Raw genomic sequence first — 25,775 nt, 5'->3', positions numbered from 1 at the left:
GCCCGAATGGTGCTACCTTATCTACGTGGCGTTTCAACGTGAGATGCGCCGCACCCTTCTTCACTTAGCCAACGGCGTCTTCGGAGGTAACCATGGATCATCCCCCCACCCACCTCGTGGTGATGGGAGTTGCCGGTTCCGGCAAGTCCACCATTGCAGCAGCCCTGTCCCAGCGGCTCGGATGGGCATGCGCGGAAGCGGACGAGTTCCACCCGCAGTCCAACATCGAGATGATGAGCCGGGGCATTCCCCTCCAGGACGAGGACCGCTGGCCCTGGCTGCGGCAGATCCAGCAGTGGATGAGCACCAAAGCCCAAGCCGGCGAGAGTACCGTGCTGACCTGCTCTGCCCTCAAGAAAAGCTACCGGGAATTGCTCGCCCAGGCTGAAGGGCACGTTGTCTTCCTGCACCTCCATGGCGAAGCGGATCTCCTGAGCCAACGCATGCAGGGCCGCGAGGGTCACTTCATGCCGCCGACGCTCCTTCCCAGCCAGTTGGCAACTCTGGAACCGCTCAGCGAGGACGAACTTGGTGCCGGGAGTCTCCGGCTGGACATCTCCAAGTCCCCGGAAGAACTGGTTGGAGCGATCATCGCTTCACTGAAGCTCACCGCGGACCAGGCGCCGTAACCAGCTTTTCGTCTTAACCCCATCAATACTGTTTCAAAGGAGAATCATGGTCATCGAAGGATGGACCCAAACGCTGGGGGCCGGGCCCCTGCTGCTTATCGCCGCGGCGGCCATAGGTGCGCTGCTGTTCCTGATCATCAAGCTGCGGATGCACGCGCTGCTCGCGCTGATCCTCATCAGCCTCGCCACTGCTTTTGCCACTGGAATCCCTGCCAACCAAGTGGTTCCCGTGCTGATCAACGGTTTCGGCACCACCTTGGGCACCGTGGCACTCCTTGTTGGCTTGGGCGCCATGCTAGGTCGCATCGTCGAAACCAGCGGCGGCGCCAAGGTGCTGGCAGACTACCTTATTGGCCTTTTCGGTGAAAAACGCGCCCCCTTCGCCTTGGGGCTCGCCTCTCTGATCTTTGGCTTCCCCATCTTCTTCGATGCCGGCCTTGTGGTCATGCTGCCGGTCGTCTTCGCTGTCGCCCGCCGTCTCGGTGGTGGAGTGCTCCGCTATGGGCTTCCCGCTGCCGGCGCGTTTTCCGTGATGCATATCTTCCTGCCGCCGCATCCGGGGCCGGTGTCCGCTTCGGCCTTTTTCGAGGCAAACATAGGCTTGGTAACGATCGCCGGTCTGCTCGTCGCCATCCCCACGTGGTACATCGCCGCTTACCTCTTTGGCCTGTACACCGGAAAGAAGCTGGTGCTGCCGGTTCCGGAAATCCTGGGACACGCAAGCGCTGAAGCGGAGGCAAACCCGCCCCGATTCCGCACCATCGTAGGACTGCTGCTCCTGCCGTTGGTCCTGATCTTCATGAACACCGGGCTGAACACACTTGCATCCTCCGGCGTTTTGAGCGAGGGCGTCAAAAAAGAACAGTGGTTCCAGGTTCTGCGCACCCTCGGTGAAACCCCCGTGGCACTGTTGATCGCGGTTGTCGTAGCTATGTTCGTCCTGGGTGCCAAGCGCGGAAAAGATGCCGGGGATCTGGAGAAGCTCCTTGAATCGTCCCTGGGGCCGGTTTGTTCCGTCATCCTGATCACTGGTGCCGGCGGCATGTTCGGCGGCGTCCTGCGCACTTCCGGCATCGGAACGGCACTCGCCGATGTCCTGGGTGATCTGGGCATCCCGTTGATCCTGGCCGGCTTCCTGATCTCGGCCATCCTGCGCATTGCCCAAGGCTCTGCCACAGTAGCCCTCACCACTACAGCGGGCCTCATTGCGCCGGCCGTGGCGGTGGCCGGACTGAACGGCATGCAAATCGCCGCGCTGGTGATCGCCGTCGCCGCGGGTTCCGTGGTGGTCTCCCACGTCAACGACTCCGGCTTCTGGCTTGTAGGCCGTTTCTTCGACATGGACGTCAAGACCACCCTGAAGACCTGGACCGTCATGGAGACCCTCATTGGTGTGATGGGCTTCGTGCTGGCCGCCGCAATCTTCCTCCTCGCTGGACTGGCGGGTTAGCGTCGCGACGACGCCAGGTGGGCGTCGGCAGGGGCAGAGGTGAACTAATCACCATGTGCCCTCGCTGACGCCCACCCGTCATGGAACTGGCGTTCCTGCCGGTCAGCAGGTGTATTTATAGAGGGCGTAGGCGAACTTTCCGTCCAACTGGAAGAAAGTATTGCCATCGCCGTCCACGGTACAGAATGTCGCTTTGGACTTCCTTCGGAGAAGGTTTCCTAGAACAGCGGCCAAGGCACCGCAGGCATTTCACCGCTCGGTGCGGGGAAACGTTTTGTTGAGCGCAACCGCGCGCAGCGTGTGGCAAGGGATGCGATTTCTTCGGCGCTGATGAGGTCTGCCAAGTCGCGGCCCAGCCCATCATTCAGCCCCTCGGTGACGTGATCGATGCCTTCGATTTCCTCAGGAGCCAAAGCCTCTCCCAGCCAACCCCACAAGACGGTGCGCAGTTTGTGGTGATGGTGGAACGTCAGTCCGTGGTCCACGCCGTGCCGGTGTCCGTCGGTCATGGCAAGAATATGGTCGCCCTTGCGGTCGGCGTTGTTGACTATCACGTCAAAGACGGCCATACGCCTGAGCGCCGGAGAGTCTTCGTGAATCAGGGCGACGGTTCGGCCTTTCTCATCCTGACCTTCGAGCACGTGTCTCCAGCCTGTCTCCGGAGCGTCGTCCGCTGCTACGAGCTCCACGGCCCGTTTGGCAGGGTCTTGGTCCTTCCAGAGTTGGACCATCCCTTCGCCCAAAGGGCCATCCCGTAGCCAGGTGCGTGGAACGATATCCCAGCCCAACGCCTGCGATACCAAATAAGCGGCCACCTCCCGGTGAGCGAGGTTGCCATCGGGAAAGTCCCACAGCGGGCTTTCGCCTGCCATGGGCTTGTAAACCACAGTGGCGTCGCCGATGCTGCCCAGAAATGTAGCATTTGAAGCCGTCGTGATGCGGCCGGTGAGCGTCAGCTCGGCATTTACCAGGTCCGGCGCCGGCATCAGAGCTCGGGAAGGGTGCAGCTGTGTCCGTCGGCATCCATGGGGTAACCGCACAGTGGACACGTAGGCCGCCCGGCTTCGACGATTTCCCGTGTGCGCTTGGCGAATGCGCGGGCGGTGCCCACCGGCATGCGCACCAGCAGCATTTCGGACTCGCCGGATGCCTCCTCGACCAGAGGATCGTCGTCGTCGGGATCGATGTCTGAAATGGGGTAGGCCTCTATGACGACCTGCGCCGTGGTTGGATCCCAGCCCAAACTCATGGCCCCCGCACGGAACTGCTCTTCGACGGCCTCAAGGGGCTCGTTGTCGACCAGCTCAATGGGGGTACTCGTCGGAACACTAAAGGGGTTGCCCTTAACAGTGATGAGCTGGTCGAGTATTTCGTCGATTTTCTCTGCCAGCTGGGCCGACTGCTGCTTCTCCAAGGCGATACTCACGAGCTGTTTACCTGCGCGCACCTGCAGGTAGAACGTCCGCGCCCCTGGAAGGCCAATGGTGCCAACAACAACCCGATCAGGCCAGGCAAACTCGTGAACACGTGTAGGCATGTCAGTATTTTAGGCACATAAGGGTCACGGCGCGTTCTGCCCAGCGCCGCCGCCCACCGGTGCGTCGCCGGAATGGATACCGTTGGCGAGCCAGGATAGATCGCCGGCATCGGTGTTGGTCGCGTGGACGCTGGGCCGATCAACGCCGTAGCGCACAATCGACACGGAGGCGGGGGCCACGCTGATGCGCTGGAAAAGGTCAAGGTGCATGCCGAGCGCGTCGGCGAGGATCGACTTGATGATGTCTCCATGACTCACCGCCACCCACACGGCTCCCGGCCCGTGCTCGGCTTCGAAGGCTGCATCGTGGCGTCGAATCGCTGCCACGGACCTGGCCTGCATTGCGGCCATGGATTCGCCGCCGGGAAAAACGACGGCGGATGGTTGCGTTTGTACTACCGGCCATAAGTCTTCGGTTGCAAGATCACTGAGTGCCCGGCCCTGCCACTGGCCGTAGTCACATTCCACGAGATCGTCCTCGAGCGGCGCGTAAGGCGAACCGGGCTGGCGATCGATGATCAGCTGGGCGGTCTGCCGGCAACGCTCCAAGGGGCTCGACACCACCCCGACGACCGGCACGGCTGCGAGCCGCTGGGCTGTAAGGCCCGCCTGTTCAAGCCCGAGCTTGTCCAGGCTCACGCCCGGGGCCCGTCCCGCCAGCAGTCCAGTGGCATTGGCTGTGGTGCGGCCGTGCCGCACGAGGATTACTGTCGCCATGCACCCAGCCTAGTCACCTGGAAGATGCGGCTGTGAACAGGCTGCCGCCGATCGTGCGATCGTCAGTCCCCAAGTGCCCTCGTATCACCTAAGCCCCTGATCCCATGAGGCCGGACAGGATAGCCAAAGCTTTGGAGAGCTGCAGATCGGACACGGCACCATAGCCCAGAACGAGCCCGTTCTCGGCCTGGCGATCAGCGTAATATGCGGCGAGGGGTACCACCAGCACACCCTGGGCCAAGGCCTTGGCCGCCACTTCAGTTGCCTCCGGGGCCTTGAAATGCACCACGGCGTGCAGCCCGCCATCCAAGGCTGAGAGCTCCAGGTCTTTTCTGTGACCAAGCCGGTCAATGAGAAGGGATCGGCGATGGGAGTATTCGCGCCTGGCTCGGGTGACGTGACGGGAAAGGCCACCACCCTTGATGTAGTGAGCGATCGCGGACTGCAGTACGCCGGCCACCGGCGTGTCCAGAGCTTCCCGTGTGGCTTTGATCCGTTGGCCGGCATTACCCCGAACCACCAGGTAACCGCATCGTAGCCACGGGCTGAGGTTCTTGGAAAACGTTCCAAGCAGGACGACGTCGGCGGTGCCGGGGAGGGATGCCACTGCCGGGAGGGGCATTCTGCTGTGTCGAAATTCGCTGTCGTAATCGTCTTCAAGCACAAGGACGTTGTGGTGTCCGGCCCAATGAAGCAACCCGATTCTTTCCTGAACCGCCATCCTGCCACCCAGGGGATACTGATGGCTGGGTGTTACCAGGACTGCGTCCGGCGTGCTCTTCAAGTCGGCCAACTGAGAGGCCCTAAGACCGTTCTCATCCACAGGGACTGTATTGATCCGGGCCCCGGCAGCTGTCATGACCCGGCGCGCGGTGGGGTACCCCGGGTCTTCAACCAGGATGTTCGGACGAGCCACCCGGGTGCGGAGCATGGCCACGATGAGCTGCAGTGCATCACTGGTTCCGGCGGTGATGATGACACCATCAGCATCGATGGCCAGGCCCCTGGAAACGGCCAAATGGTCAGCCACGGCTTCTCGAAGCGCCCAGGTTCCCAATGCCGGCGGAAGTTGGACCTTGCCTTCCTCCGCTACGGCCAATTTCCAGGAGCTGCGCCATTGCCTGTCTTGAAACGGTGATCCGGAGGGGCGGCCCGGCGTGAGGTCTATGACGTCAGCCTTGGGCCGGGCACTGGAAGGTTGCCTGACTTGGGCAGGGCGTGGGTGCATATCCGGGCGGACGGCCACTTTGGTGCCGCCCGCACCGTTGCCCTCCAGGAACCCCTCGCCGGACAGTTGTTCGAAGGCACGCACCACCACACCCCTGGAGACCGACAATTCCACGGCAAGGCGCCGGGTAGAGGGAAGTGTATGCTCCGGCTGCAAAACGCCGTTGAGGATGGCCACCCGCAATTGGCTGGCCACCTGGGCTGCGAGGGAAGCGGGGCCGCTCCTGTCCAACTCGATCGGTAGTTCGGCTTCACTCACTTGGACCTCCGGACTTCTTGTTTCTTGGACCTAGTGTAGGACCAAGGCCTTTGGGAGCATGGACTGTGACACATAAGCGCTGCCTCGTTGCAGCACGATGAAAGCAGGAACCAGTGTTTAACGGCCTCAGCGCATTCCCCCTCACCCCCATGGCTGGTGAAAGGGTGGACCTCCGTGCCCTCGCCAAGGTGGTGGACCGTGCAGCTCAGGCCGGTGTGGACTCTCTGGGTGTTCTTGGTTCAACGGGAAACTACGCATACCTCTCCCGGGAGGAGCGGCGGTCGGTCTTGGAGGTCGCGGTGGAGGCTTCCGGCGGCGTCCCCGTCCTCGCCGGAATTGGGGCCGTTCGCACACGGGACGTCCTGATGTTTGCCGGTGATGCCCAAGGCGCCGGCGCTTCAGCTTTGCTGCTGGCCCCCGTGTCCTACCAGCGGCTTTCGGAGGCGGAGGTCTTCGGACTCTTCGATACCGTAGCGGCGGAGTCTGATCTTCCGATCGTTGTGTACGACAACCCGGGCACCACCGGTTTCACATTCAGTGACCACCTGCACTCCAGGATCGCAGGAATCCCGGGGATAGCCTCCATCAAGATTCCGCCGCCCGCAGCGGGGGAAGTTGCTGCCAGGGTGACCAGGCTCAAGACGGGCCTGCCTCAGGGAACATCACTTGGCATCAGCGGCGACTGGGTCGCCGCCGAGGCGCTGCTGGCTGGATGCAATGTCTGGTACTCGGTGATAGCCGGGGTGTTGCCCCACCAGGCCAGGGTTCTTGTTGACCACGCTGTGGCGGGTCGAAGTGATCTGGCATTGGCCGCTTCCTCGGCCCTGGAACCCGTCTGGTCCCTGTTCCGCACCTATGGAAGCCTGCGGGTGACTGCGGCTTTGGCCGAGGATCTTGGCATCGTGCCGTCCTCAGCATTGCCACTGCCCCTCCACGGTTTGGATTCCGAGGGGCGGGAAAAGGTGGCCGAGGCCATTCGGCGCTGTGGTTTGGAGGCTTAGCAGTTGGGTCAGTATCGAATTGCCCCGGCAAGGAGGGGGATTGGGGCCCTTCAATCATCAAGGAAAAACAGCCAACCAAGGATGGAGCAGCAGGGGACAGCAGGCGGCCTTGCCCGCTATGTGCTGGCTGCCACCCTGGCTCGAAGTGCTGATGGTGGTGCCGTTGTAGCCATCGTCCTATTGGCGACCACCAGTGGGTCGCCCGGTTGGGTGGCCGGAATTCTGGGAGCGTGCATCACGGCTCCGCACCTCTTCGGACCACTCGTTGCGCGCAGCCTCGATACAGCCAAGGATGGCAGGACGGTGATTGCGTGGGCATGCGTGGTCCACGGGGCCACCCTGGCAGCCGCCGTTCTCCTCTTCCCGTTAGCGCCGCCCGGCGTCCCCGGCGTGTTGCTCATTGCCTCCGGACTGGTCGGTCCCCTCCTGACGGGCGGTATCAGCAGCAGGCTGGCAGCAATCGCAGGACCCGGCAGGACCAGCCAAAGGCGTGCTCAGGGCTGGGACGTGGCCACCTACGGGATCAGCGGGACAATCGGGCCATCCTTGGTTGCGGCGGTCTCTGCCTGGGTCAATCCGGCTACGGCAGCCTTGATGCTCGCGGCATTGACGTTCGTGGCCGCCGCCTTGATCAGGCTCCTGCCTTACACGCCCCCGGTTTCGATCGCCGCTGAGGTTCCCCGGCCTGGCCGGACGTTGCTGATGATGGTCTCCAGCGGCCCGCTGAGGCGCACCCTGTATATGACAGTGATCGTGGCGCTGTCAGTGGCGGCGTTGCCGATTACGGCGGTGGCCTCAACCGGGGAATTGGGGGTTGCCCCGGCTGCAGCCGGTATCCTGACAGCCGCTTACGGGCTCGGCGGACTCCTGGGTTCAGCCGGAGTCATGATCCGACCACTGAAAACCGACGCGGATCCGCTGATGACGTGGCTGGCTGCCGCAGTCGCGGTTGCTTTGTGTGGTGCAGCCGTTGCCGGTGAGTTCCCGCTGGCGGTTGCAGCTTTTGCCTGTGCCGGAGTACTGAATTCCTACTTCTTCGCGTCCACTCTGGCCGCGCGCAGCGAATACGCGCCAACCGCTGCGCGGGGCCAGGTATTCGTGTGGATCGGGGCCCTGAAAATCACGGCCGGATCGGCCGGGACGGCACTGGCAGGGGCACTCATTGCCCCTGCCACCCAGCTTCCCTTGTTCCTGGCATCCGGTCTTATCGCCCTCGCGGTGATGACCTCATTGCTGGACCGTCGGAGGGACCGGCACCGGACCTGACCTTTCGCGGCAGGGGGAGGAAGGGCAGGCCGCTTTCCGCCTGCCGCCTAATAGCCCGGGACCTGTTCAGGCAGGAGCAGGCCTTCATCGACAGCGAGGTCGAGGATGCTTTGCCCTGAGGCAAGAGCGCGGTGTGAGAGTTCTGCTGCCACGGCGTAGCCCACCAGTGGAAGCAGTGCAGTGGCTTGCGCCGTGGAGGCTCTTGCACGGGACCTCAGCAAAGCTTCATTCGCTTCGATGCCCTCGACGCAAAGGTCCCGCAGCACTTCGGTCCCATTGGTGAGCCAGTTCAGTGATTGCAACAGGGTATGGGCGATCACCGGTTCAAAGGCGTTGAGCTGAAGCTGTCCGTTGTCCGCAGCCATGGTGACGGTGAGGTCGGCTCCGGCCACCAGGAACGCAATCTGGTTGACCACCTCCGGGATCACCGGGTTGACTTTCCCGGGCATGATCGAGGAGCCTGCCTGGCGTGGAGGGAGCAGGATCTCGCCCAGTCCTGTTTGTGGTCCGCTGGAGAGCAGCCGGAGGTCACTGCAGATTTTGGAGAGCTTGATGGCTGTGCGTTTAAGCGCTCCGGAAAACGTCATGAACGCACCGGTGTCCCACGTCGCTTCGATGAAGTCATGGGCGCGGACCAACTGCACCCCGCTCACGTCCGAGAGCTGGTCAATGATGCCTGCAACATACCGGGGATCAGCAGTGATCCCGGTGCCGATGGCTGTGGCGCCGAGGCTGCACTCGAGTAACAACGCGGCCGCCTCGCGCAGCCGGCGCTGGTCTTCCTCAAGCGTCACGGAGAACGCTGTAAACTCCTGTCCCAGGGTCATCGGCACAGCATCCTGGAGTTGGGTGCGTCCAACTTTCGGGATGGAGGCGAACGCCTCGCCGCGCTCAGCGAACGCTGCCGAAAGCAAGGCCAGACGCTCCAGCAGATCCTCCAACGCGAACACCAGGGCCAGGCGCACCGCCGTCGGGTAGACGTCATTGGTGGACTGGCATTTGTTGACGTGCCCGATCGGGTCCACTATATCGTAGGAGCCCCGCGGGTGACCCAAGGCTTCCAGGGCGAGGTTGGCGATGACCTCGTTGGCGTTCATGTTGGTCGATGTTCCCGCGCCGCCTTGGATGACGTCCACCGGGAAAGCGTGGTCGACGTCGCCGGCGGCCACGGTGTCGCAGGCTGAAGCGATGGCGTTGCCAATGTCTGCCGGGAGGAGTCCCAGCCCGGTGTTGGTGAGGGCTGCGGCTTTCTTGACGAAGGCGAGTGCCCGGACCAAGTGGCGGTGGGTTCCCAAGGGAATTCCACTGATGGGGAAGTTGAGGATGGCCCGCTCGGTGTGTATTCCCCACAGTGCGGAGTGCGGGACAGCCAGGGACCCCAGGCTGTCCCGCTCGATCCTGACTCCTGTGATCATGAGGCGATCGCGATGACTTTGGGCTGGGTCATTTCCTCGTAGGCGAAGTGGACGCCTTCGCGGCCCATGCTGCCGTACTTGGATCCGCCGAACGGCATTGCGTCATGTCGGTAGTCGGAGGAGTCGTTAATCATGACCCCGCCGGCGTCGATTGCCTTGGCGGTGGCCAAGGCCCGGCCCAGGTCTTTGGTGAATACTCCGGCCTGCAGCGCATATTCGCTGTCGTTGGCCAGTTCGATGGCTTCCTCGGCGGTGTCGAAGGGTTCCACCAAAACCACAGGGGCGAAGAGTTCCTCGCTCCAGGCTTCGCAGTTGCGGGGCACTCCGGTGAGCACAGCAGGTGTGAGGACCGGCCCGTTGAGGGTTCCGCCGGCGAGCAGTTGCGCACCAGCTGAAACCGCCGCGTCGATCTTGCGTTTGGCTTCGGCTGCGGCGGCGTTACTGATCATGGGCCCGACGTCGGTCTGTTCGTCGCGGGGGTCGCCGGTCTTCAGCGCCGCGGTTTGTTTGACGAAGTCCTGTACAAAGGCATCAAAGACTGAACGCTGGACGAGGATCCGCTGGGCGCCGATGCAGTTCTGGCCCGCTGCCCAGAACGAACCGGAAACACAGGCTTCGACGGCGGTGGAAAGGTCGGCGTCGTCGAAGACAATGACAGGCGCGTTGCCGCCCAGTTCCATGGACAAGCGCTTGATGCCGGCATTCGCCGCGATGGCACGCCCGGTGGCGAAACCTCCGGTGAAGGAGACCATGCGGACCAGCTTGGAGGAGATGATCGTTTGCGCGATGGTGCGGTCACCCAGGACAACGGTGATGAACTCGGTGGGTAGGCCTGCTTCCCGCAGCAGGTCAACCAGGAGGATGGCCGTGAGCGGGGTCAGTTGGGAGGGCTTGAGGATGACGGTGTTGCCGCCGGCTACCGCGGGGCCGAGTTTGTGGGCCACGAGGTTCAAGGCGTCGTTGTAGGGGGTGATCGCCGCGATGAGTCCCAGTGGTTCACGGGTGAACCAACCCTGCCGGTTCTCAGAACCGGCAAACGAGTCGAACGGAACAACTTCGCCAACGTTCCGGCGTGTTTCCGCAGCGGAGAGTTTGAGGGTGTTCACTGCGCGGGAAACTTCTTTGCGGGCCTGCTTGATGGTCTTTCCGGCTTCGGCAACGATCAGTTCGGCCACCATCCCGGCTCGTTCCTGAAGAAGTTCCGCGGCGGTATCGAGAATCCGGCCGCGCTCGTGTCGCGGCATCGCTGCAGCATTGGGAGCGGCCGCGGCTGCGCGAATGAGCTCCACCCTGACGTCCGCCTCGGAGCACTGATCCAAGGTGGCAAGGACGGTATGGTCAAACTTGTTGCGCACCACCAGTTCATGGGTTGTCACCGGAGAGTTGGGTTCGGCGATGGCTGTTTCAGGCACGGACGGCTCCTTTAGCGAATTCGTTGACGGCCATGATGTCGGAAATCAGGGCGTAGGCAGTCTCGACGCGACCGGCTCCCGGACCCGAAACCGTGACAGGTCCAAGGAGGTCGGTGCTGAAGGAAACGGCGTTGGTGGCACCGGAAATGCCGGCAAGGGGGTGGTCAGCCGCCAGAGCGAGTGGCTGCACGGTTGCGACGACCCGGCCGTCGGTTTCACGGCGGGCTTCACCGACCAATTTCCAATGCAGTCCGTTTGCCAGTGCCGCGGCTACGTCCTCGCTCGTGATGTCCTGGATGCCGGTGGTCGCTACATCGCCGGGGTCGATGGTGGCGCCCAGCAGTTCGTTCGCCAGGATGGCAACTTTGAGCCGGACGTCAGAGCCGCCAATATCCGCGGTGGGGTCAGCTTCTGCATATCCGAGATCCTGGGCTTCGGCAATGGCTTCGTCCAAGCCCAGCCCTGCTTCCATGCGGCCCAGCACGTAGTTGCTGGTTCCATTCAGAATTCCCTGCACTGCAGTTACATCAAGCCCGCCGAGCATTTTGTGTGCCAGGCGTATCACGGGCGTGCCGCTCATCACGGCGCCTTCGTACTCAAAGCGGACGCCATTCCCGGCAGCGAGTTTGCTCAGTTCGATTCCCTTCAGGGCCACGGGTCCCTTGTTGGTGGTCACTACATGCTTGCCGGACTCAATGGCCCACCTCACGTGCGAAACAGCCGGTTCGCCGTCGATCGGGCTGGTGAAGGTCGCTTCGACGACGATGTCTGCAGGGCTGTTCTTGATGACATCTTCGTTGCGGGGGTCGGAACTGCCGCCCGGGAGCCCGTCGAAGGATGATCCGCGCGGCATGGCCAGGACAGCTGCAAGGTCGATGCCGTCGCCCTGCACGAGCGATCCGAAGGCAAGGTCGGTGATGGCTACGACGCGGAGCTCGAATCCGAGGGAAGCGAATCGCCGGGGCTTGTCGCGGATCAGTTCTGCCAAGGCGCGGTTGACGCCTCCGAAACCGATCAGGGCCAGGTTGTAAGTAGTCACTTCGATCTCCTTGGTAGGGCGGTGATGCTGTCCTTCAAGCCTCGGCCCAGGGAGTGTCAGTTACCTAGATACGAATCGCCCGTCGGGGATGCCGAAACGCCCAAACCACAACCGATGTGAACGGGATGCTGGTGGCCGCATCTTCAACGCAGGGTTCCGCTGCTCCAGCGAAGAAAAGCCGGAACCCCTTTAGCAACTGATGGGAAGCAGACACAATGTATTTATTGCAATCAGCCGAGAGGGTTTCAGAGCTATGAGCAAGCATCAGCAGGCACAGGCCCTGGACATCACCGCAATCGATCCCGGGCTTGGTCCTGATCTTGGGTGCACGTTGCAGGACATGGTCCTGGACAGCCCGGACGTTGGAGATTTTCTGTGTCACTTCTCCTCCCTGGCGGCATCGAGGTTTTCCACCGATACAAAAACGGTGATGTGCGGCGTTACCGTCGTCAGGCGAAAAAGAGGAGTTGTCGCGGCCAGCAGTGATGAGCGGGCCCGCCGACTGGACACACTTCAAAATAGTTTCGGGGACGGGCCGTGCCTGACCGCGCTGCGCGACAGGAGCGTCGTTTACGTCGCTGATACCACTGCCGAGAGCCGCTGGCCCCAGTACATGAAGGCCGTCAGGAAGGAGGGCATTGGATCCATCCTGGCAGTAGCCTTGGAACTCGCAGGCGAAGCTGAAGCTGTCATGAACCTTTACTGCGTTCCCGCCGCGGGGTTTGGAGAGCCCCGCATCCTGGCGGCGGAAGCGTTCGCTGAACATGGGGCTGTCTCGCTAAGGCTGGCCCTGAGGATCGCTCACCTGAAGCACACCCGCGATGACCTCACGTCGGCCATGCAGTCCCGTACGGTCATCGATAACGCAGTGGGAATCGTGATGGCACAGAACCGTTGCGGCCGGGAGGCGGCATTCAGGATCATCGCTGACTCATCCAGTCATCGGAATATCAAGCTCCATGACGTTGCCGCGTCCATTGTTGCCTCCGTTGCGGGCGAACGGCAAGTCACCGCACATTTCGAGGAGTAGGGCCACCCAGGCATTGTCAGGGAGCGGAATTCATACGGGCCAGAAGCAGCGCTTCGGCAACGATTCCCTTCTGGAAGTCGGCTGCATGAATCGACTCGTTGGCCCCGTGCGCCCTGGAATCAGGGTCTTCGGCACCAGTGATCAGCACATCGGCCTCCGGGCAAAGCCTGGCCAGCATGTCCACCACCGGGATTGAACCTCCCACCCCCATGCACACCGCCGGCACTCCCCAGCTCTCAGTCATGGCAGAAAGCATGGCTTGTGCTGCTGCCGAGGAAGAATCGCCGGCGAAGCCCTCCGTCCTGCCGCCGGGGATAAAGCGCACATCCGCCCCAAAGGGGGAGAGACCTTCAACATGCTGCCTGACCGCTTCCATGGCCTCGGAAGTATTGGTGCCCGGGGCCAGGGACAGGCTGAGCCTGGCTTTGGCCACGGGCAACAGCGTGTCGGAGGATTCTGCGATCGAAGGCACGTCCATGCCGATGATGGACAGCGCCGGCTTGTTCCACAAGCGGGATGCCAAGGTTCCGCGCCCCGCAAGGATGGTGCCGGGCGGCACCCGGGCGTCCCTTCGGAACATTGTTTCGTCGAACTGCGGAACAGGGCTCCGGGTGGCAACCGGTTCAAAAACGGGTAAACCGCGCACGGCCACAGCGCCGTCGTCGTCATGCAGTGTGGTGATCAGTCGCGATAAAACCGTCGCGGCATCCAGCAGCGGCCCGCCGTAGGTGCCTGAATGCAGCGCGTGCTCCAGGGTCCGGACTTCAATGGTCCCCGAAATCAAGCCACGCAGGCTTGTGGTCAGCGCAGGTATCCCAACCTGCCAGTTCCCGGAGTCGGCCACCACCACAAGATCGGCGTTGAGCAGGGCGGGATGTTCCTGCAGCAGTACGGGCAGGCTGGGCGATCCCACTTCCTCCTCACCATCGATGAGCACGGTGATACCCACGCCCAACTCATCACCGAGGACGCGCATGACGGCGCGAAGGGCAGCGACATGGAGGATCACCCCGGCCTTGTTGTCTGCAACGCCGCGGCCCCAGAATCGTCCGTCCCGTTCCACCATGCGAAATGGGGGACTATTCCACAGCGCCAGGTCACCAACAGGTTGGACGTCGTAGTGCGCGTACAGCAGAATGGTGGGCTTGCCAGCCTGCGCGGGCTTGCGGCCCACCACCGCGGGGGCACCCGGTCGTGCGTCAGGGCGCGGCGCTTGAAGAAGTACGACGTCGGTCAGCCCGGCTTTTCGAAGGAGCCCGGCTACCTGCGAGGCAGCCGTGTCCAACTCGCCGGGATCATAGGCGTCCCACGCAATGGCTGGCGTCCGTACCAACTCCGAAAGCTGGAGTGTGGTTTCGGCAAAATCGGCCTCCACAGCCTCCCCGAGGTCCTCGATTACCGGCATCAGCCCACACCATGGCTTTGGAGCCACATTTCCAGAAGCGCCACCTGCCACAGGACGTTGCTGTTCACGGGGGTCCGGCGCTCGTTGGGATTAGCCAGCAGCCCTTCGACGAAGTCGGAGCGAAAAAGGCCTCGCTGCTTGGCCTCGGGCGCATGAAGGGCCTCGCCTACCAGGGAGAGGAATGGTTCCTCCAAGTGTCTTAGTGCTGGTACGGGGAAGTATCCTTTGGGCCGGTCCACCACTTCTTTGGGCAGAACCTTGCGTCCCAGATTCTTGAGGATGCCTTTGCCCCCCTGTGATGCTTTGAGCCCGGGCGGGCAGGCAGCAGCGAGTTCCACCAGATGCTGGTCCAGGAAGGGAACCCGGGCCTCAATGCTCCACGCCATGGACATGTTATCCAGTCTCTTGACGGGATCGTCCACCATGAGCAGGTGTGTATCCAAGCGCAGCACGGCATCCAATGCGGTGTCGGCGCCGGGTTGGGCGAGGTGCGCGGCCAAGAGGTCCCGGCTGGCATCTTTTCCTGTCCACCATTCCGGCTCCACCATGTCAGCAACTTGGTGGTTCGTGTGGTCCACAAAGGCGGAAGTAAAAGTGCTCAAGGCCTGGTCCCGAGGCACGGACGCGAGGGGCTGATGGTACCGGTAGCCGGCAAATACCTCATCTGCCCCTTGGCCGCACTGAACCACTTTCAGATGATGCGAGACAGCTTCGGACAGGAGATGGAATGCGGTGACATCGTGGCTGGCCATGGGCTCGGACATCGCGGACACGGCAGCCGGGATGGCGGGGGCAAAGTCAGCTGTGCTGATGTGGAGCCGCTCGTGCCTGGTGCCGAACGTTTCGGCAATCCGGTCTGAGTAGATGAACTCGTTGCCCGAATCTCCGCCGGCTCCGTCAAATCCAATGCTGAACGTGGAGAGCCCGTGTTGTCCTTCCTCTGCCAGCAGGGCTACCAACAGGCTTGAATCGAGCCCGCCGGACAGAAGGACGCCTACCGGCACATCGGCAACCATCCGGCGTCGTACTGCTGCTCGGAGGGCATCGGTGACCGCTTCCTCCCAGTCCTTGGCTGACCAGCCGGAATAGCGCTCGTTGCGTGTGTATTGCGGCTTCCAGTACTCACGGTCCTGCCATGTGCCGTCCGCCTTGACGGTCCTGATGGTGGCTGCGGGAATTTTCGCAACCCCTTTGAGGATGGTCCTGGGAGCGGGGACGATCGAGTGCCAGCTGAGGTAGTGGTGCAGTGCTGTCTCGTCCAGGGAAGTGTCCACTCCTCCGGAGGACACAAGCGCCGGAAGCGTCGAAGCGAACCGCATCCGTCCCTGGAGGTTGGTCACGTACAGGGGCTTGATTCCCAAGCGGTCCCGGACCAGAAGCACTTCCCGGCGATGCGTATCGGTGATCGCAATGGCAAACATCCCTGTCAGGTGATGCACGAAGTCCTGGCCCCACTTTTGATAGGCCTTCAGGATCACCTCCGTATCCGAGGTGGATTCGAAGGTGAACTCCGGCTCCAGTTCCCGGCGAAGTTCTTTGTAGTTGTAAATGCAGCCGTTGAATGTGATGGCTACGTGTCCATCCACCATGGGCTGCGCACCAGCGGGGGAGAGGTCGATGATGCTGAGCCTTTGGTGTCCCAGCACTACCCAGCCGGCGTCCCGGATGCCCTGCCCGTCCGGCCCCCGGGTTGTCATTGCCCCCATCATCTCCAAGACTGATTCCCTGGAGGCCCGCCTACCGCTGAATGCTATTTCGCCGGCAATTCCGCACATCGCTGTTCCTTGCTTTGGATGGGCTGCCAAGGCCTGCGACATCGGGCGTCATTGCTGCCGTGTCGCTGAAGTGCATTGCTGCGGTCTTCGTATGAGGGATGATGTGGCGATCCACAGGTGCTCCTCGGCAGAGCTGCGGGCTAACTGCTTAACCTCGAAAGCACCCCTATAGTAAGCATGCTTAGTTATTTAGGGCAAGCAAAACTACAGTCGTGCAATACCTGTGGTCAATGCGTCGGCAGTTGGCTTGAGGGCAGGGCCGGTGTCCCACTAAGGGCGACGCTGAGTTCTTCCGAGGCAGGAGCCGAGGACACGGGGAGTAGACGGGACAGGTACTTTCCGCGTGCTGCCTCGATAAAACCCCGGAACAGGCCGAATTCCTCCGGGAGTTCCTCGGGGTGCCACTGAATGCCCACCGTGAAGGTGTTTTCCGGGTACTCGATCGCTTCGACAATGCGGTCCTCGCTCCATGCCGAGGCCACAAGCCCCTCACCGAGCGTGTCCACTGCCTGGTGATGGGATACCGGTACGGCGTCCAGGCTCAGTCCGGTCAAGCGGGCCAAAAGAGAATCCGGCCGCACCATCACCGGAATCAAGGTGAACTGGTAGCCGCCTGCTTGATAGAGGTCCTTTCCCAATACCTCGGGGAGGTGTTGGTGCAAGGTGCCGCCGAGCGTGACGTTCAGCAGTTGCTCGCCACGGCAGATGCAGAGCAGCGGGATGTCCTGGCGGATGGCTTCCCGGATCAGCGCTTGCTCCCAGGCGTCTCGCTCCGGGCGTGGCTGATCGGTCTTTTCGTGGCGCTCCTGCCCGTAAAGAGCGGGGTCGACGTCCCAGCCGCCGGGGATCACCAGGCCATCCAAACGGCTGATAAGAAGCTCTATGACCCCCGCTGTGATCGGCTGCGGCGGCAGAAGGACGGGGATCCCTCCAGCCCGGGTCAGGGGAGTCAGGTAGGTTTCCGGAAGGAAGGCGGCCTCCACAGTGCCGCAACCGTCTGTACCTGCCTGTTCCAGGTACGTGGTGAGTCCAATGACGGGTTTTACTACTGTGTCTGTGGTTTCCATGGGGTCCTTCCGGGGTAAAACGTCCCTTAAATTCTAGGACAGGGGACACCGCATTTTATTTCGGGAATGTCAAAAACGGATGTCAGTCCGGTCACGTCCTCTTGCTGTCACGGATGCTTGGGAACCACGGTGAAACGCCGGTTCAGCAGCGAGGGGACCCGCGCGCGGACCTCACTGATCCGTTGGGCCGTGAGCTCGGAATGGATGACCTCCGGGGCTTCTCCGGCACTGGCCATGACCACACCAAAGGGGTCCACCATGACGGAATATCCGGTGGCGAGGGGTCCTGTTTGATTGGCTGCGATCACATAGGCAGTGTTTTCGATGGCCCTGGCCCGGATCAGGGTGCTCCAGTGATCCTCCTTGCCCGGACCCACAATCCACATGGCCGGGATGAGCAGGACGTTCGCCCCGGCGTCAACCAGGTATCTGGCACTTTCGGGAAAGCGGAGGTCGTAGCATGTCAGCATTCCCAAACGCAGGGCACCGAAAACCAGTAGCTCCGGCGGTGTGATGGTGCCTGGACTGACTCCGGAACTTTCGGTGTATCCGAAGGCATCGTACAAGTGGACTTTTCGATACGTCGCGTGAACTGAACCGCGTGCATCGAGCGCCACGACGGTGTTGAAGGGGAGGCCGACCGGGTTCGTTTCCGTGGTTCCCACCACCACGGGGAGCTCCAGATCGCGGGCTGATGCTGCGATGGCGCTGATGAACGGACCGTCCAGTGGCTGGGCGGCCCGGGCCAAGGCTGCAGGCGGCTCGCTGCTGGCGTAGAGAGAGGACTCGGGCAAAACCAGCAGCTCAGCACCCCCACGGGCAGCCGATGTCATCATCTGCAGGATCTCTTGGAGATTGCGCTGCGAATCGATCCCCGCGCTGAACTGCCCTGAAGCGATCCTCATACATCAAGAGTGCCGTGGAGAGGGCGATCGGTGAACCCCAGGCCTCCATGAACCGGGCCTTGCCCGGATCATTGATCCCGCTGATGTGCCACCACCCTGATGGTTTTCACCGTTGGATCCGCTGGATCCGGCAGGACCATCCCTGCCGCAGTTCCAGTTCGCAGGTATTCCACCACTGCGGCGTTGATTCTTTCGCCGGGGAGGATTGCCGGCACTCCAGGAGGATAGGGCGTCAATTGTTCTGCCGCGATCCGGCCTGCAGCTTCTTCGGCCGGCACATTTTCCACGGGCCCGAAGAACGCATCGCGGGGGAGCAGGACGGTTTCCATTTCCAGATCTTCCGGAGCCGGAAGCTCCACCTTTGCCGGTTCGGGCATGTCCGGGGCCGCATCGATGAGCTGCCGCATGCCCTCGAGCAACCGAGCGGTGGTCTTGTCATCGTCGGATTGGGACAAGGTCGCCTCGATGCGGCGGTGATCGTTGAGCCCCACGTCCAGTCGGCACTTATCACGCAGCCAGTCCGCTGCCTGGTAGCCGCTAATGCCCAGCTCAGAGACATCGATCAGGATATGGAGGGGATCAAAGTCATGGGATGCTTCGGCCCGGACCAGTTCAGGTCCCAAAACATGGAGTCCGTCCAAGGCGTCGAGCCCGGTTCTTACGTTCCCGGCAAGAGTCAGTGTCTTCTCCAGTGCTGCTTGTCCCTCGAGGGCCATCTTGCGGCGCCAGCCGTCGATGGCCGCATAGATCATGACGTTGGCACTCGTGGTGGAGAGTAAGTCCGCACACTGGCTGAGGCGTACTGGATCCACAAGGCTGCCTTGGAGGTGGTAGACCGAACCCTGCTCGAAGCCCATGCCCATTTTGTGGACGCTGACCACACAGATGTCGGCGCCGGCGTCCATGGCCCAGGTGGGCAGCCGATCGTGGAATGGCAAGTGTGCGCCCCATGCCTCATCGATGATCAGTGGCTTTCCGCGGGAGTGGCAGATCTCGGCAATTTTTTGGATATCTGCGCATGTCCCGTAAGGAGTGGGGCTGGTAATGAGGGCTGCAGCAGCATCCGGGTATCGCTGCCACATCTTCTCCACTTCCTCTGGAGACGGAGGGTGGGCAATGTGCAGGTCCCGGTCCCATTGGGGACGGATCCATCGGGGCTGCAGACCGGAAAGGATGATTCCGGCCACCACTGACTTGTGGGCGTCGCGCCCGATCAACAGATCGCCGCTGCCCTTGGTGACGGCCAGAATTGAGGCTTTGACCGAAAGAGAGCTGCCGCAGGTGGAGAAGAACGCTTTGTCCGCGCCCACCGCCTCGGCCATCAGTTCCTCCGCCTTGCTGAGGTACCCGCCGGAGGATTTACGATCATCCACGCCGGCCGTGGACAGGACATCGGAGCGGAAAGGGTCCGAACCCATGACTTCCAGGGAGCGGGGGTCGGCGCCGCGCCCTTGACGATGACCGGGTGGCGTAAAGCCATAGCGGTCCAGGCGGTGGTAATCGGCCAAGGCGTCAAGCAACGGTGCTTCGTTCTGGTCCATGGTCTTCTCCATCCCTCGCGCAGATCTGACTGACAATTCAGTGATCGGACTCTCCCTGTTAGTACCCGCCAAAGCACACGGTGAATCAGGAATGAATGGTGGGCGGGTTGGCCGAGGCGTTGCTTCGGGCCCGCAGACACTTCACCGTCCCTCGCGCGGGTGAAGGGTGAAACTGAGTGAGAAGGGATTGAGGTTCGCAGGAAGGGGTTCTGTTGGTTCCAGTCGCTTGGGCTCGTTGAGGAGAAAATCCGTGCGCTCTACGAGCTGGGCCAGGAAGGCACTTGTCAGCATCAGGACCAGCTGACGGCCGGGGCAACGGACCGGGCCTTCGCTGAAGGGAACCAGCGCCAAATCCGGACTGTGATCCGGGCCCTGTCCGATCCAAAGCTCTGGTTGAAATAGCTCAGCCCCCGGAAGCGCTCGAACGTCCCGGTGGAAATAGGGTGCGAAGACCAGGACGCCGCAGTTCCCCGGCATCATGCCGTGGGGCCATTGAACCTCCCGGATGGTTTGCCTCAGGATCATGGGGGTGGTGGGCCAAAGCCGGAGCGACTCCAGGACGCAAGCCCGGAGGTAGGGCAAATGGTGGTGCTCGGATGCGTCCCGGGAAAGTTCCAGCCTGACGCTTTGCAGTTGGGGCCCGTGGGATGCCAAGAGGGCCAGCGTGCGGAAGGTGGCCATGCCCGCCGGGTCGAAAGCGAAGAGCCACTGCGGAATCTGGTCCGCCGGTGCCGTCTTTGGTGATCCATCATGTGCCTTCAAGGAATGCGCCAGGCTGCCAGGTTCTGCTGCAAGCATCCGTTGGCGGACTGTCGATAGGAAGGCCGCGCGCGTCGTGGAGCGCATGGGCTTCAAGGAGGACCAGTTGGCGTCCTTGCGCAGGCGCGTAAGCTTCGCGGTCAAATCAACGTCGTCCGCGGCGTTGTTGCCGAAAACAATCCGTCGGACAACCCGGTCCCACGCGCCGGAAAACTGTTCCCAGTCCAGCTGCTTCTCCTCCGCCAGCCCTGCGATGAGGTGCCCGGCTTCTTCGTTGATGACTGGCAGGAAGTGGCGGGCAAGGTGGTGCACCGGACTGTGTGCATCCAAGGCTTGTTCCTGCAGCGCACGGCGGGCAGACCGTTCCCCGCCCGTGGAAATCAGCACGTTCCGAGGTTCAAAATGTGCCAAGGCGCCACGCTTTTCGCTGCTGGCGGGAGAGAAGGGATCGGGAGAGTTCTCCAGGACCAGGTGCACCTCTGAGGGATGAAGGGCCACGGCCTGCTTCCGGAAAGGCAGGCGCAGGAGGAGGGGACCCTCCGGGTAGGTGCGGCTCAATTTCTGCATTCTGGCGACGGCCCTGGCATCCAGCCCGAACCGTTCGGCGGCGGCTTCCATCCGTGGCCTCCTCTTGATGGGCCCTTTGGCCACCGTGGGGAGGAACACTTCAGCAATGAATGCGGCCGTGTCCCGCATTGAGGCTTGTGGGAGTGAGGCAGGAGAGCTCATGCCATAAGCATACTTAGTTTCCCCTGGCCAAGGCGCTATGGCCGGATCGGGGATTACAGTGGATGTATGGCTGCAAGCCGAAATCCGCTCGATGAGTTGAGGGAAACCATCGGCCATCTGGCCAATCAGCTCAAGCTGCCAGGTTCAGAACGCGTCGATGACCTGGTAGGCGATCTTATGGGTGCCCGGCCCGGCCCGGCCCGGCCACTATCCGAGGTGCAAGCTGAGCTCGATGCCCTGGTTGGGCTGGAGACGGTGAAGGAGCAGGTGCGGGCGCTGGTGGCACTGCTCCAGGTGCAGGCCCGCCGCAAAGCCCATGGCCTTCCTGAGGTGGCCACATCCCAACATTTGGTGTTCCTCGGAAATCCAGGCACTGGCAAGACCACCGTGGCGCGGCTCCTGGCCGAGATGTACCGTGCGGTTGGCTTGCTGCAGAAGGGGCATCTGGTGGAGGTGGACCGATCCGGACTGGTGGGTCAGTACGTCGGGGCCACCGCCATCAAGGCGGACAGGGTGATCCGGCGGGCGCTGGATGGTGTCTTGTTCATCGACGAGGCCTACGCCTTGGCTCCGGATGACGGTCGGATGGATTTTGGACCGGAGGCCATTGAGGTCTTGCTTAAGCGAATGGAGGATCACCGCCACCGCCTGGTGGTGATCGTGGCCGGGTACCCCCGGCTCATGGAAGCCTTTTTGCTCTCCAATCCTGGGCTTCGCTCCCGGTTCGCCCGGGAGATCACTTTCCCCGACTACTCCGTGGACGAACTCGAGACGATCTTTCATCAGATGCTGGCTCAACACCAGTACACGCTGGAGCCGGGCGCAGACGGGATGCTGCGGCGAATCCTCGCCGGGCTTCACGCCGGCGAGGATTCCGGCAACGCCCGGTTCGCCCGCACCCTGTTTGAGCAGGCCCTCAACCGTCAGGCGCTGCGGCTCTCACGCAATGAAGGGCAAAGTCTTGATGCACTTGATCGCGAAGCCGTCATGACGCTCACCGAGGATGATGTTGTTGAGGCCGCTCTGGCCCTTGGCCAGGAGCCAGGGCCTGAACCAACGCCGGAAGGTGCCCTGGAACGGCAACAACCGCGCTGGTGGCGCTGGCTGGCCTGAGGGAAATCAGGCCTGATCCTTGCGGCCGTGATCGTTCCCCGGCCGATGCCCGGAGATCGCGGCGCGGAGATCGCCTTCTTCGTGAGCGTCCTTCTTCTTCCCGAACGGCAGGACCTTGAGCAGCGGGTGGAGGATGACCATGATGACCAGACCCCAAATGGCGCCAAGAACAGCCGAGCACAACGTGTTCACCAACCAAGCCAGGAAACCGCCCACGACGGGGATCCCGGCAAAGGGTGACTCCAGGACATGCACGAGGTCGTAAGGGCCATGCCAGCCGAGATCGTACGCGCCCTGCAACATGATGTGGCCACCCACCCACAACATGGCAATGGTTCCGATGAGGGTGATCGCGGCCAGGACGGCGGGCATCCCCTTGACCAGTAGTCGTCCGAACCGCTGGGAACCTGCGGAGTCCTTGGTGGTCAGGTGCAGGCCGATGTCGTCCATCTTGACGATGAGTCCCACAGCGCCATAAACGATGACCGTGATGGCGATCGCCACAACGACGAGGATGAGCGCCCGGGCCCAGATGGATTCGGTGGCGACCTCATTCATGGCGATCACCATGATTTCGCAGGACAGGATGAAGTCGGTGGTGATGGCGCCCTTGGTTACTTTGGCCTCTGCTTCGGGGCCGCGTTGGACCGCAGGTGCCTTTTCGGTGGCAGCGTGGTGGCCACGGAGTTTGTGCCAGACCTTTTCGGCGCCCTCATAACAGAGGTAGCTGCCGCCCAACATGAGGATGAAGGGAATGATGCCCGGGATGAAGGCGCTGACCAGCAGCAGGGCCGGGAGGATGATCACCAGTTTGTTGCGCAGCGAACCCCAGAAGATCTTTTTGATCATGGGTAGCTCGCGGGAGGGGTCCGCTCCGGACACGTACTGCGGGGTAACCGCGGCGTCGTCGATTACTACGCCGGCAGCTTTGGCGCCGGCCTTGGCGGCTCCTGCTGCGATATCGTCCACGGAGGCAGCCGCTATGCGGGCCAGGGCAGCGATGTCATCCAGCAGGGCGACGAGACCGCCGCTCACAGCGCTGCTCCGTCCTGGTTAAGGCAGGACGACAGGGAATGGTCAACTGGTAAGAGGAGCGTGAAGGGCATGCTCGGAGTATACGTTGGCGGGCAAATATCCCGGAGGGCGTGACGCGCCTTTCAGTCGACATTGCCACGTGGAATTCACCTCGATGCGCGCAATGCGTGCCGGGCAACCCCGCGCCCTCGGCCTATGCTGGCTCCATGTCTACTGATGAAGAAAAAGACCCACCCGTCCCCGCTGACGTTGAAGGCGGGATGCCGAAAAAGGTTCACGACGCCCCCCGCAAAGCGGAGCCCGAAACCGACAAAGAGGCGCCTGGGGAAAGGTAGCCGGCAGCGGCCTTGCAGGAGTGTTGACAGAGCCGAAGTAACGCGGGTAACCTAAGTCACATGCCCAGCAGGTAACGCGCGTTACTCGCCTCATCTGCCGGGCAAGCCAAACAAGGAATGTTTGGCGCGGACCAAGAGAACACCGGAGCATTCGATGGCGAAAAGCACCACCCCTGGCAACCCCGCGGCTGTACGCCAGCGCGGGGTCACCATGAAGGACGTCGCCAAGCATGCCGGTGTCTCCAGGACTGCTGTTTCCTTTGTGTTGAGCAATCGTGAAAACGCGAGCATCTCGGAGGAAACCCGCACCCGGATCAATCACGCCGTGCAGGAATTGGGTTACCGCCCCAATGCAGGCGCCCGTGCGCTGGCATCCCGGCGCAGTGATTGGTACGGGATCGTGACGGAAATCGTCACGGCGCCCTTCGCTGTCGACATCATCAAAGGTGCCCAGGATCAAGCTTGGCTTGACCGCCGGTTCCTCCTCATCGCGCCCTCCGACCAGGCCGATGCCGTAGGACCGAACCAAGGCCTGGAAGATGCTGCGACTGAAAAGCTGCTTGAACAACGGGTGGAAGGACTTCTCTACGCAGCCACTTTCCACCGGGGCGTTCACGTTCCCGAGAGCGCCAATGAAGTGCCCACCGTTTTGATCAACTGCTTTGACGCTGACGGCAAGCTGCCCTCGATCGTCCCTGACGAGCGTGGCGGCGGCCGGGTCGCCGTCGAACGGTTGCTCCAAGCCGGCCACGAACGGATCGGAGTCATCAATCTTGACCCGGTTATTCCTGCTGCAGTGGGGCGATTGGAAGGTGCACGCGAAGCACTTGCCGTTGCCGGACTGGAACTGGACCCGGAACTGGTGGTGTCCGGATACGCAACGGCGGACGGCGGTTACGACGCCGCATGCCTGATCCTGGACCGTTATCCGCCGAAGGACAGGCCAACGGCGCTGTTCTGCCTCAATGACCGCATGGCCATGGGCGCCTATGACGCCATCAAGGAACGGGGCCTGACCATCCCCGGGGACATCGCTGTGATCGGCTTCGACAACCAGGAGCTTATTGCGGCCTACCTTCGACCGAAGCTGACTACGGTTGCCTTGCCCTTCGAAAAAATGGGCGCCTTGGGCGTCCAAACACTCTCCGCACTAACAGCAGGACAGCCGATCATTGCCGACCAGCAATTGGTCGACTGTCCGCTGCTAGAACGCTCTTCGGTCTGACCGCGAAATCAACGTCGAAGAGCAAACCCCTCACCCACCCCTTCACCTTGGACGATGAAGACAGGAAAGAGATAACCATCATGACACAACCCCGATACTTCCGGGCTGCCCGGATGACAGCGGCAAGCCTTGCCGTGGGCGCGATGCTGCTCACCGGCTGCACAGCCAATGTCACCAAGACAAGCACCTCCGACGCCGGAGCGAACGCCAGCGCATTCCTCACCATTCCCCGTGAGGACATGGGTACGTTCGTGCAGAACTTCAACCCGTTCGCTCCCACCGTGAATCCGATGGTTCAGCAGTCCATTTACGAATCCCTCCTGATTTTCAATCCGGCGAAGGGCGACACTGTGCCCTGGCTCGCCACCGAGTGGACGGCAGCAGAGGATGGCAAGTCCATCACCTTTACACTCCGTGACGGCGTGAAGTGGTCCGACGGCCAGCCTTTCGTGGCCGACGATGTTGCCTATACCTTCGAACTCCAGAAAAAGATCAAGGGCGGCTTCGACTATCTGGACACCGTCACTGCTGAAGGCAACAAGGTCACCTTCAACTTCAACAAGCCATGGTCGCCTGCCCTGTACGACGTCGGTCAGCTCACCATCTTGCCCAAGCACATCTGGTCCGCGTTGCCGGACCCCGAAAAGGATGCGAACGCAAAGCCGGTAGGCACAGGACCGTACACCGAGATCGACAGCTTCCAGGCCCAGTCCTTCGTGCTGACGAAGAACCCCAACTACTGGCAGCCGGAAAAGCAGAAGATCGCAGGCATCAAGATGCTTGCTTTTGCAGGCAACGACGGCGCCAACCTCGCCGCTGCGAACGGCGATGTGGACTGGGCACCGCAGTACATCCCGAACATAGAAAAGACCTTCGTTTCAAAGGACAAGGAACACCGCCAGTA

22 protein-coding genes are annotated in these 25,775 nt (G+C 62.1%); 8 read left to right on the top strand and 14 right to left on the bottom strand.

Annotated elements, in window-relative coordinates:
• Positions 1-92 precede the first annotated feature (92 nt).
• Complete coding sequence (locus HP499_RS01470) at positions 93-629, top strand: gluconokinase (RefSeq protein ID WP_172322199.1); 537 nt, start codon at positions 93-95, stop codon at positions 627-629.
• A 46-nt stretch (positions 630-675) separates the two neighbouring features.
• On the top strand, positions 676-2,079 hold the full coding sequence (locus tag HP499_RS01465; RefSeq protein ID WP_172322198.1) for a GntP family permease: 1,404 nt from the start codon (positions 676-678) through the stop codon (positions 2,077-2,079).
• 218 nt (positions 2,080-2,297) lie between these two features.
• Here the strand turns inward: HP499_RS01465 and HP499_RS01460 are convergent, their stop codons facing one another.
• The 4 genes from HP499_RS01460 to HP499_RS01445 all read right to left on the bottom strand — a co-directional run bounded on the left by HP499_RS01460 (position 2,298) and on the right by HP499_RS01445 (position 5,819).
• Positions 2,298-3,065, bottom strand: a complete 768-nt coding sequence (locus HP499_RS01460) for an SCO1664 family protein (protein WP_172322197.1) — start codon at positions 3,063-3,065, stop codon at positions 2,298-2,300.
• Complete coding sequence (locus HP499_RS01455; RefSeq protein WP_172322196.1) at positions 3,065-3,616, bottom strand: DUF3090 domain-containing protein; 552 nt, start codon at positions 3,614-3,616, stop codon at positions 3,065-3,067. Before HP499_RS01455 ends, HP499_RS01460 begins: the two co-directional genes overlap by 1 nt.
• Before the next feature lie 24 nt (positions 3,617-3,640).
• Positions 3,641-4,333, bottom strand: a complete 693-nt coding sequence (locus tag HP499_RS01450; protein ID WP_172322195.1) for an MSMEG_4193 family putative phosphomutase — start codon at positions 4,331-4,333, stop codon at positions 3,641-3,643.
• 88 nt (positions 4,334-4,421) lie between these two features.
• Positions 4,422-5,819: a PLP-dependent aminotransferase family protein gene (locus tag HP499_RS01445; RefSeq protein WP_172322194.1), complete on the bottom strand. Its 1,398-nt coding sequence runs from the start codon at positions 5,817-5,819 to the stop codon at positions 4,422-4,424.
• 113 nt (positions 5,820-5,932) lie between these two features.
• Here HP499_RS01445 and HP499_RS01440 point away from each other — a divergent pair, with 113 nt between their 5' ends.
• Positions 5,933-6,820 (top strand): dihydrodipicolinate synthase family protein, encoded by an 888-nt coding sequence (locus tag HP499_RS01440; RefSeq protein ID WP_172322193.1) that lies wholly within the window; start codon positions 5,933-5,935, stop codon positions 6,818-6,820.
• 81 nt (positions 6,821-6,901) lie between these two features.
• Positions 6,902-8,086: an MFS transporter gene (locus HP499_RS01435; RefSeq protein ID WP_172322192.1), complete on the top strand. Its 1,185-nt coding sequence runs from the start codon at positions 6,902-6,904 to the stop codon at positions 8,084-8,086.
• A 47-nt stretch (positions 8,087-8,133) separates the two neighbouring features.
• On the opposite strand, the gene HP499_RS01430 is transcribed toward HP499_RS01435, so the two are convergent.
• The 3 genes from HP499_RS01430 to HP499_RS01420 are packed head-to-tail and all read right to left on the bottom strand — an operon-like array spanning position 8,134 to position 11,952.
• On the bottom strand, positions 8,134-9,501 hold the full coding sequence (locus HP499_RS01430; protein ID WP_172322191.1) for an aspartate ammonia-lyase: 1,368 nt from the start codon (positions 9,499-9,501) through the stop codon (positions 8,134-8,136).
• Positions 9,498-10,913: an aldehyde dehydrogenase family protein gene (locus tag HP499_RS01425; RefSeq protein WP_172322190.1), complete on the bottom strand. Its 1,416-nt coding sequence runs from the start codon at positions 10,911-10,913 to the stop codon at positions 9,498-9,500. The genes HP499_RS01430 and HP499_RS01425 overlap by 4 nt, the downstream gene beginning before the upstream one ends.
• Complete coding sequence (locus tag HP499_RS01420) at positions 10,906-11,952, bottom strand: homoserine dehydrogenase (protein WP_172322189.1); 1,047 nt, start codon at positions 11,950-11,952, stop codon at positions 10,906-10,908. The genes HP499_RS01425 and HP499_RS01420 overlap by 8 nt, the downstream gene beginning before the upstream one ends.
• Before the next feature lie 253 nt (positions 11,953-12,205).
• Here HP499_RS01420 and HP499_RS01415 point away from each other — a divergent pair, with 253 nt between their 5' ends.
• Positions 12,206-12,982, top strand: a complete 777-nt coding sequence (locus tag HP499_RS01415; protein WP_172322188.1) for a GAF and ANTAR domain-containing protein — start codon at positions 12,206-12,208, stop codon at positions 12,980-12,982.
• Positions 12,983-12,998: 16 nt separating this feature from the next.
• Here the strand turns inward: HP499_RS01415 and HP499_RS01410 are convergent, their stop codons facing one another.
• The 6 genes from HP499_RS01410 to HP499_RS01385 form a co-directional block, all read right to left on the bottom strand.
• Positions 12,999-14,387, bottom strand: a complete 1,389-nt coding sequence (locus tag HP499_RS01410; protein WP_172322187.1) for a M20/M25/M40 family metallo-hydrolase — start codon at positions 14,385-14,387, stop codon at positions 12,999-13,001.
• On the bottom strand, positions 14,387-16,162 hold the full coding sequence (locus tag HP499_RS01405) for an N-acetylglutaminylglutamine amidotransferase (protein WP_172322186.1): 1,776 nt from the start codon (positions 16,160-16,162) through the stop codon (positions 14,387-14,389). Before HP499_RS01405 ends, HP499_RS01410 begins: the two co-directional genes overlap by 1 nt.
• 227 nt (positions 16,163-16,389) lie before the next feature.
• A complete protein-coding gene (locus tag HP499_RS01400) occupies positions 16,390-17,229 on the bottom strand; it encodes a gamma-glutamyl-gamma-aminobutyrate hydrolase family protein (protein WP_172322185.1) in 840 nt (279 codons plus the stop codon).
• Between the two features lie 107 nt (positions 17,230-17,336).
• Positions 17,337-18,134: a carbon-nitrogen hydrolase family protein gene (locus HP499_RS01395; protein WP_172322184.1), complete on the bottom strand. Its 798-nt coding sequence runs from the start codon at positions 18,132-18,134 to the stop codon at positions 17,337-17,339.
• A 68-nt stretch (positions 18,135-18,202) separates the two neighbouring features.
• Complete coding sequence (locus HP499_RS25425; protein WP_172322183.1) at positions 18,203-19,675, bottom strand: aminotransferase class I/II-fold pyridoxal phosphate-dependent enzyme; 1,473 nt, start codon at positions 19,673-19,675, stop codon at positions 18,203-18,205.
• Between the two features lie 141 nt (positions 19,676-19,816).
• A complete protein-coding gene (locus HP499_RS01385) occupies positions 19,817-21,163 on the bottom strand; it encodes a cytochrome P450 (protein WP_172322182.1) in 1,347 nt (448 codons plus the stop codon).
• A 66-nt stretch (positions 21,164-21,229) separates the two neighbouring features.
• Between HP499_RS01385 and HP499_RS01380 the strand changes: the two genes are divergently transcribed.
• The gene (locus tag HP499_RS01380; protein WP_172322181.1) at positions 21,230-22,276 is read left to right on the top strand and encodes an AAA family ATPase; all 1,047 of its coding nucleotides are present in this window, start codon (positions 21,230-21,232) and stop codon (positions 22,274-22,276) included.
• Positions 22,277-22,282: 6 nt separating this feature from the next.
• Here the strand turns inward: HP499_RS01380 and HP499_RS01375 are convergent, their stop codons facing one another.
• Positions 22,283-23,311, bottom strand: a complete 1,029-nt coding sequence (locus HP499_RS01375) for a DUF808 domain-containing protein (protein WP_172322180.1) — start codon at positions 23,309-23,311, stop codon at positions 22,283-22,285.
• Between the two features lie 489 nt (positions 23,312-23,800).
• Between HP499_RS01375 and HP499_RS01370 the strand changes: the two genes are divergently transcribed.
• Both HP499_RS01370 and HP499_RS01365 read left to right on the top strand, forming a co-directional pair.
• Positions 23,801-24,871 carry a LacI family DNA-binding transcriptional regulator gene (locus HP499_RS01370; RefSeq protein ID WP_172322179.1) on the top strand — a complete coding sequence of 357 codons (1,071 nt, stop codon included), beginning with the start codon at positions 23,801-23,803 and terminating at the stop codon, positions 24,869-24,871.
• Between the two features lie 80 nt (positions 24,872-24,951).
• On the top strand, positions 24,952-25,775 hold an 824-nt coding region (locus tag HP499_RS01365), incomplete at its 3' end, for an ABC transporter substrate-binding protein (RefSeq protein WP_253951310.1).

Origin of the sequence: Paenarthrobacter sp. CM16 (assembly GCF_013179505.1) — a bacterium.
Taxonomy (GTDB): Bacteria; Actinomycetota; Actinomycetes; order Actinomycetales; family Micrococcaceae; genus Arthrobacter.
The sequence above is the reverse complement of the archived record's forward strand: the minus strand, read 5'-3'. Positions and strand labels throughout refer to the sequence as shown.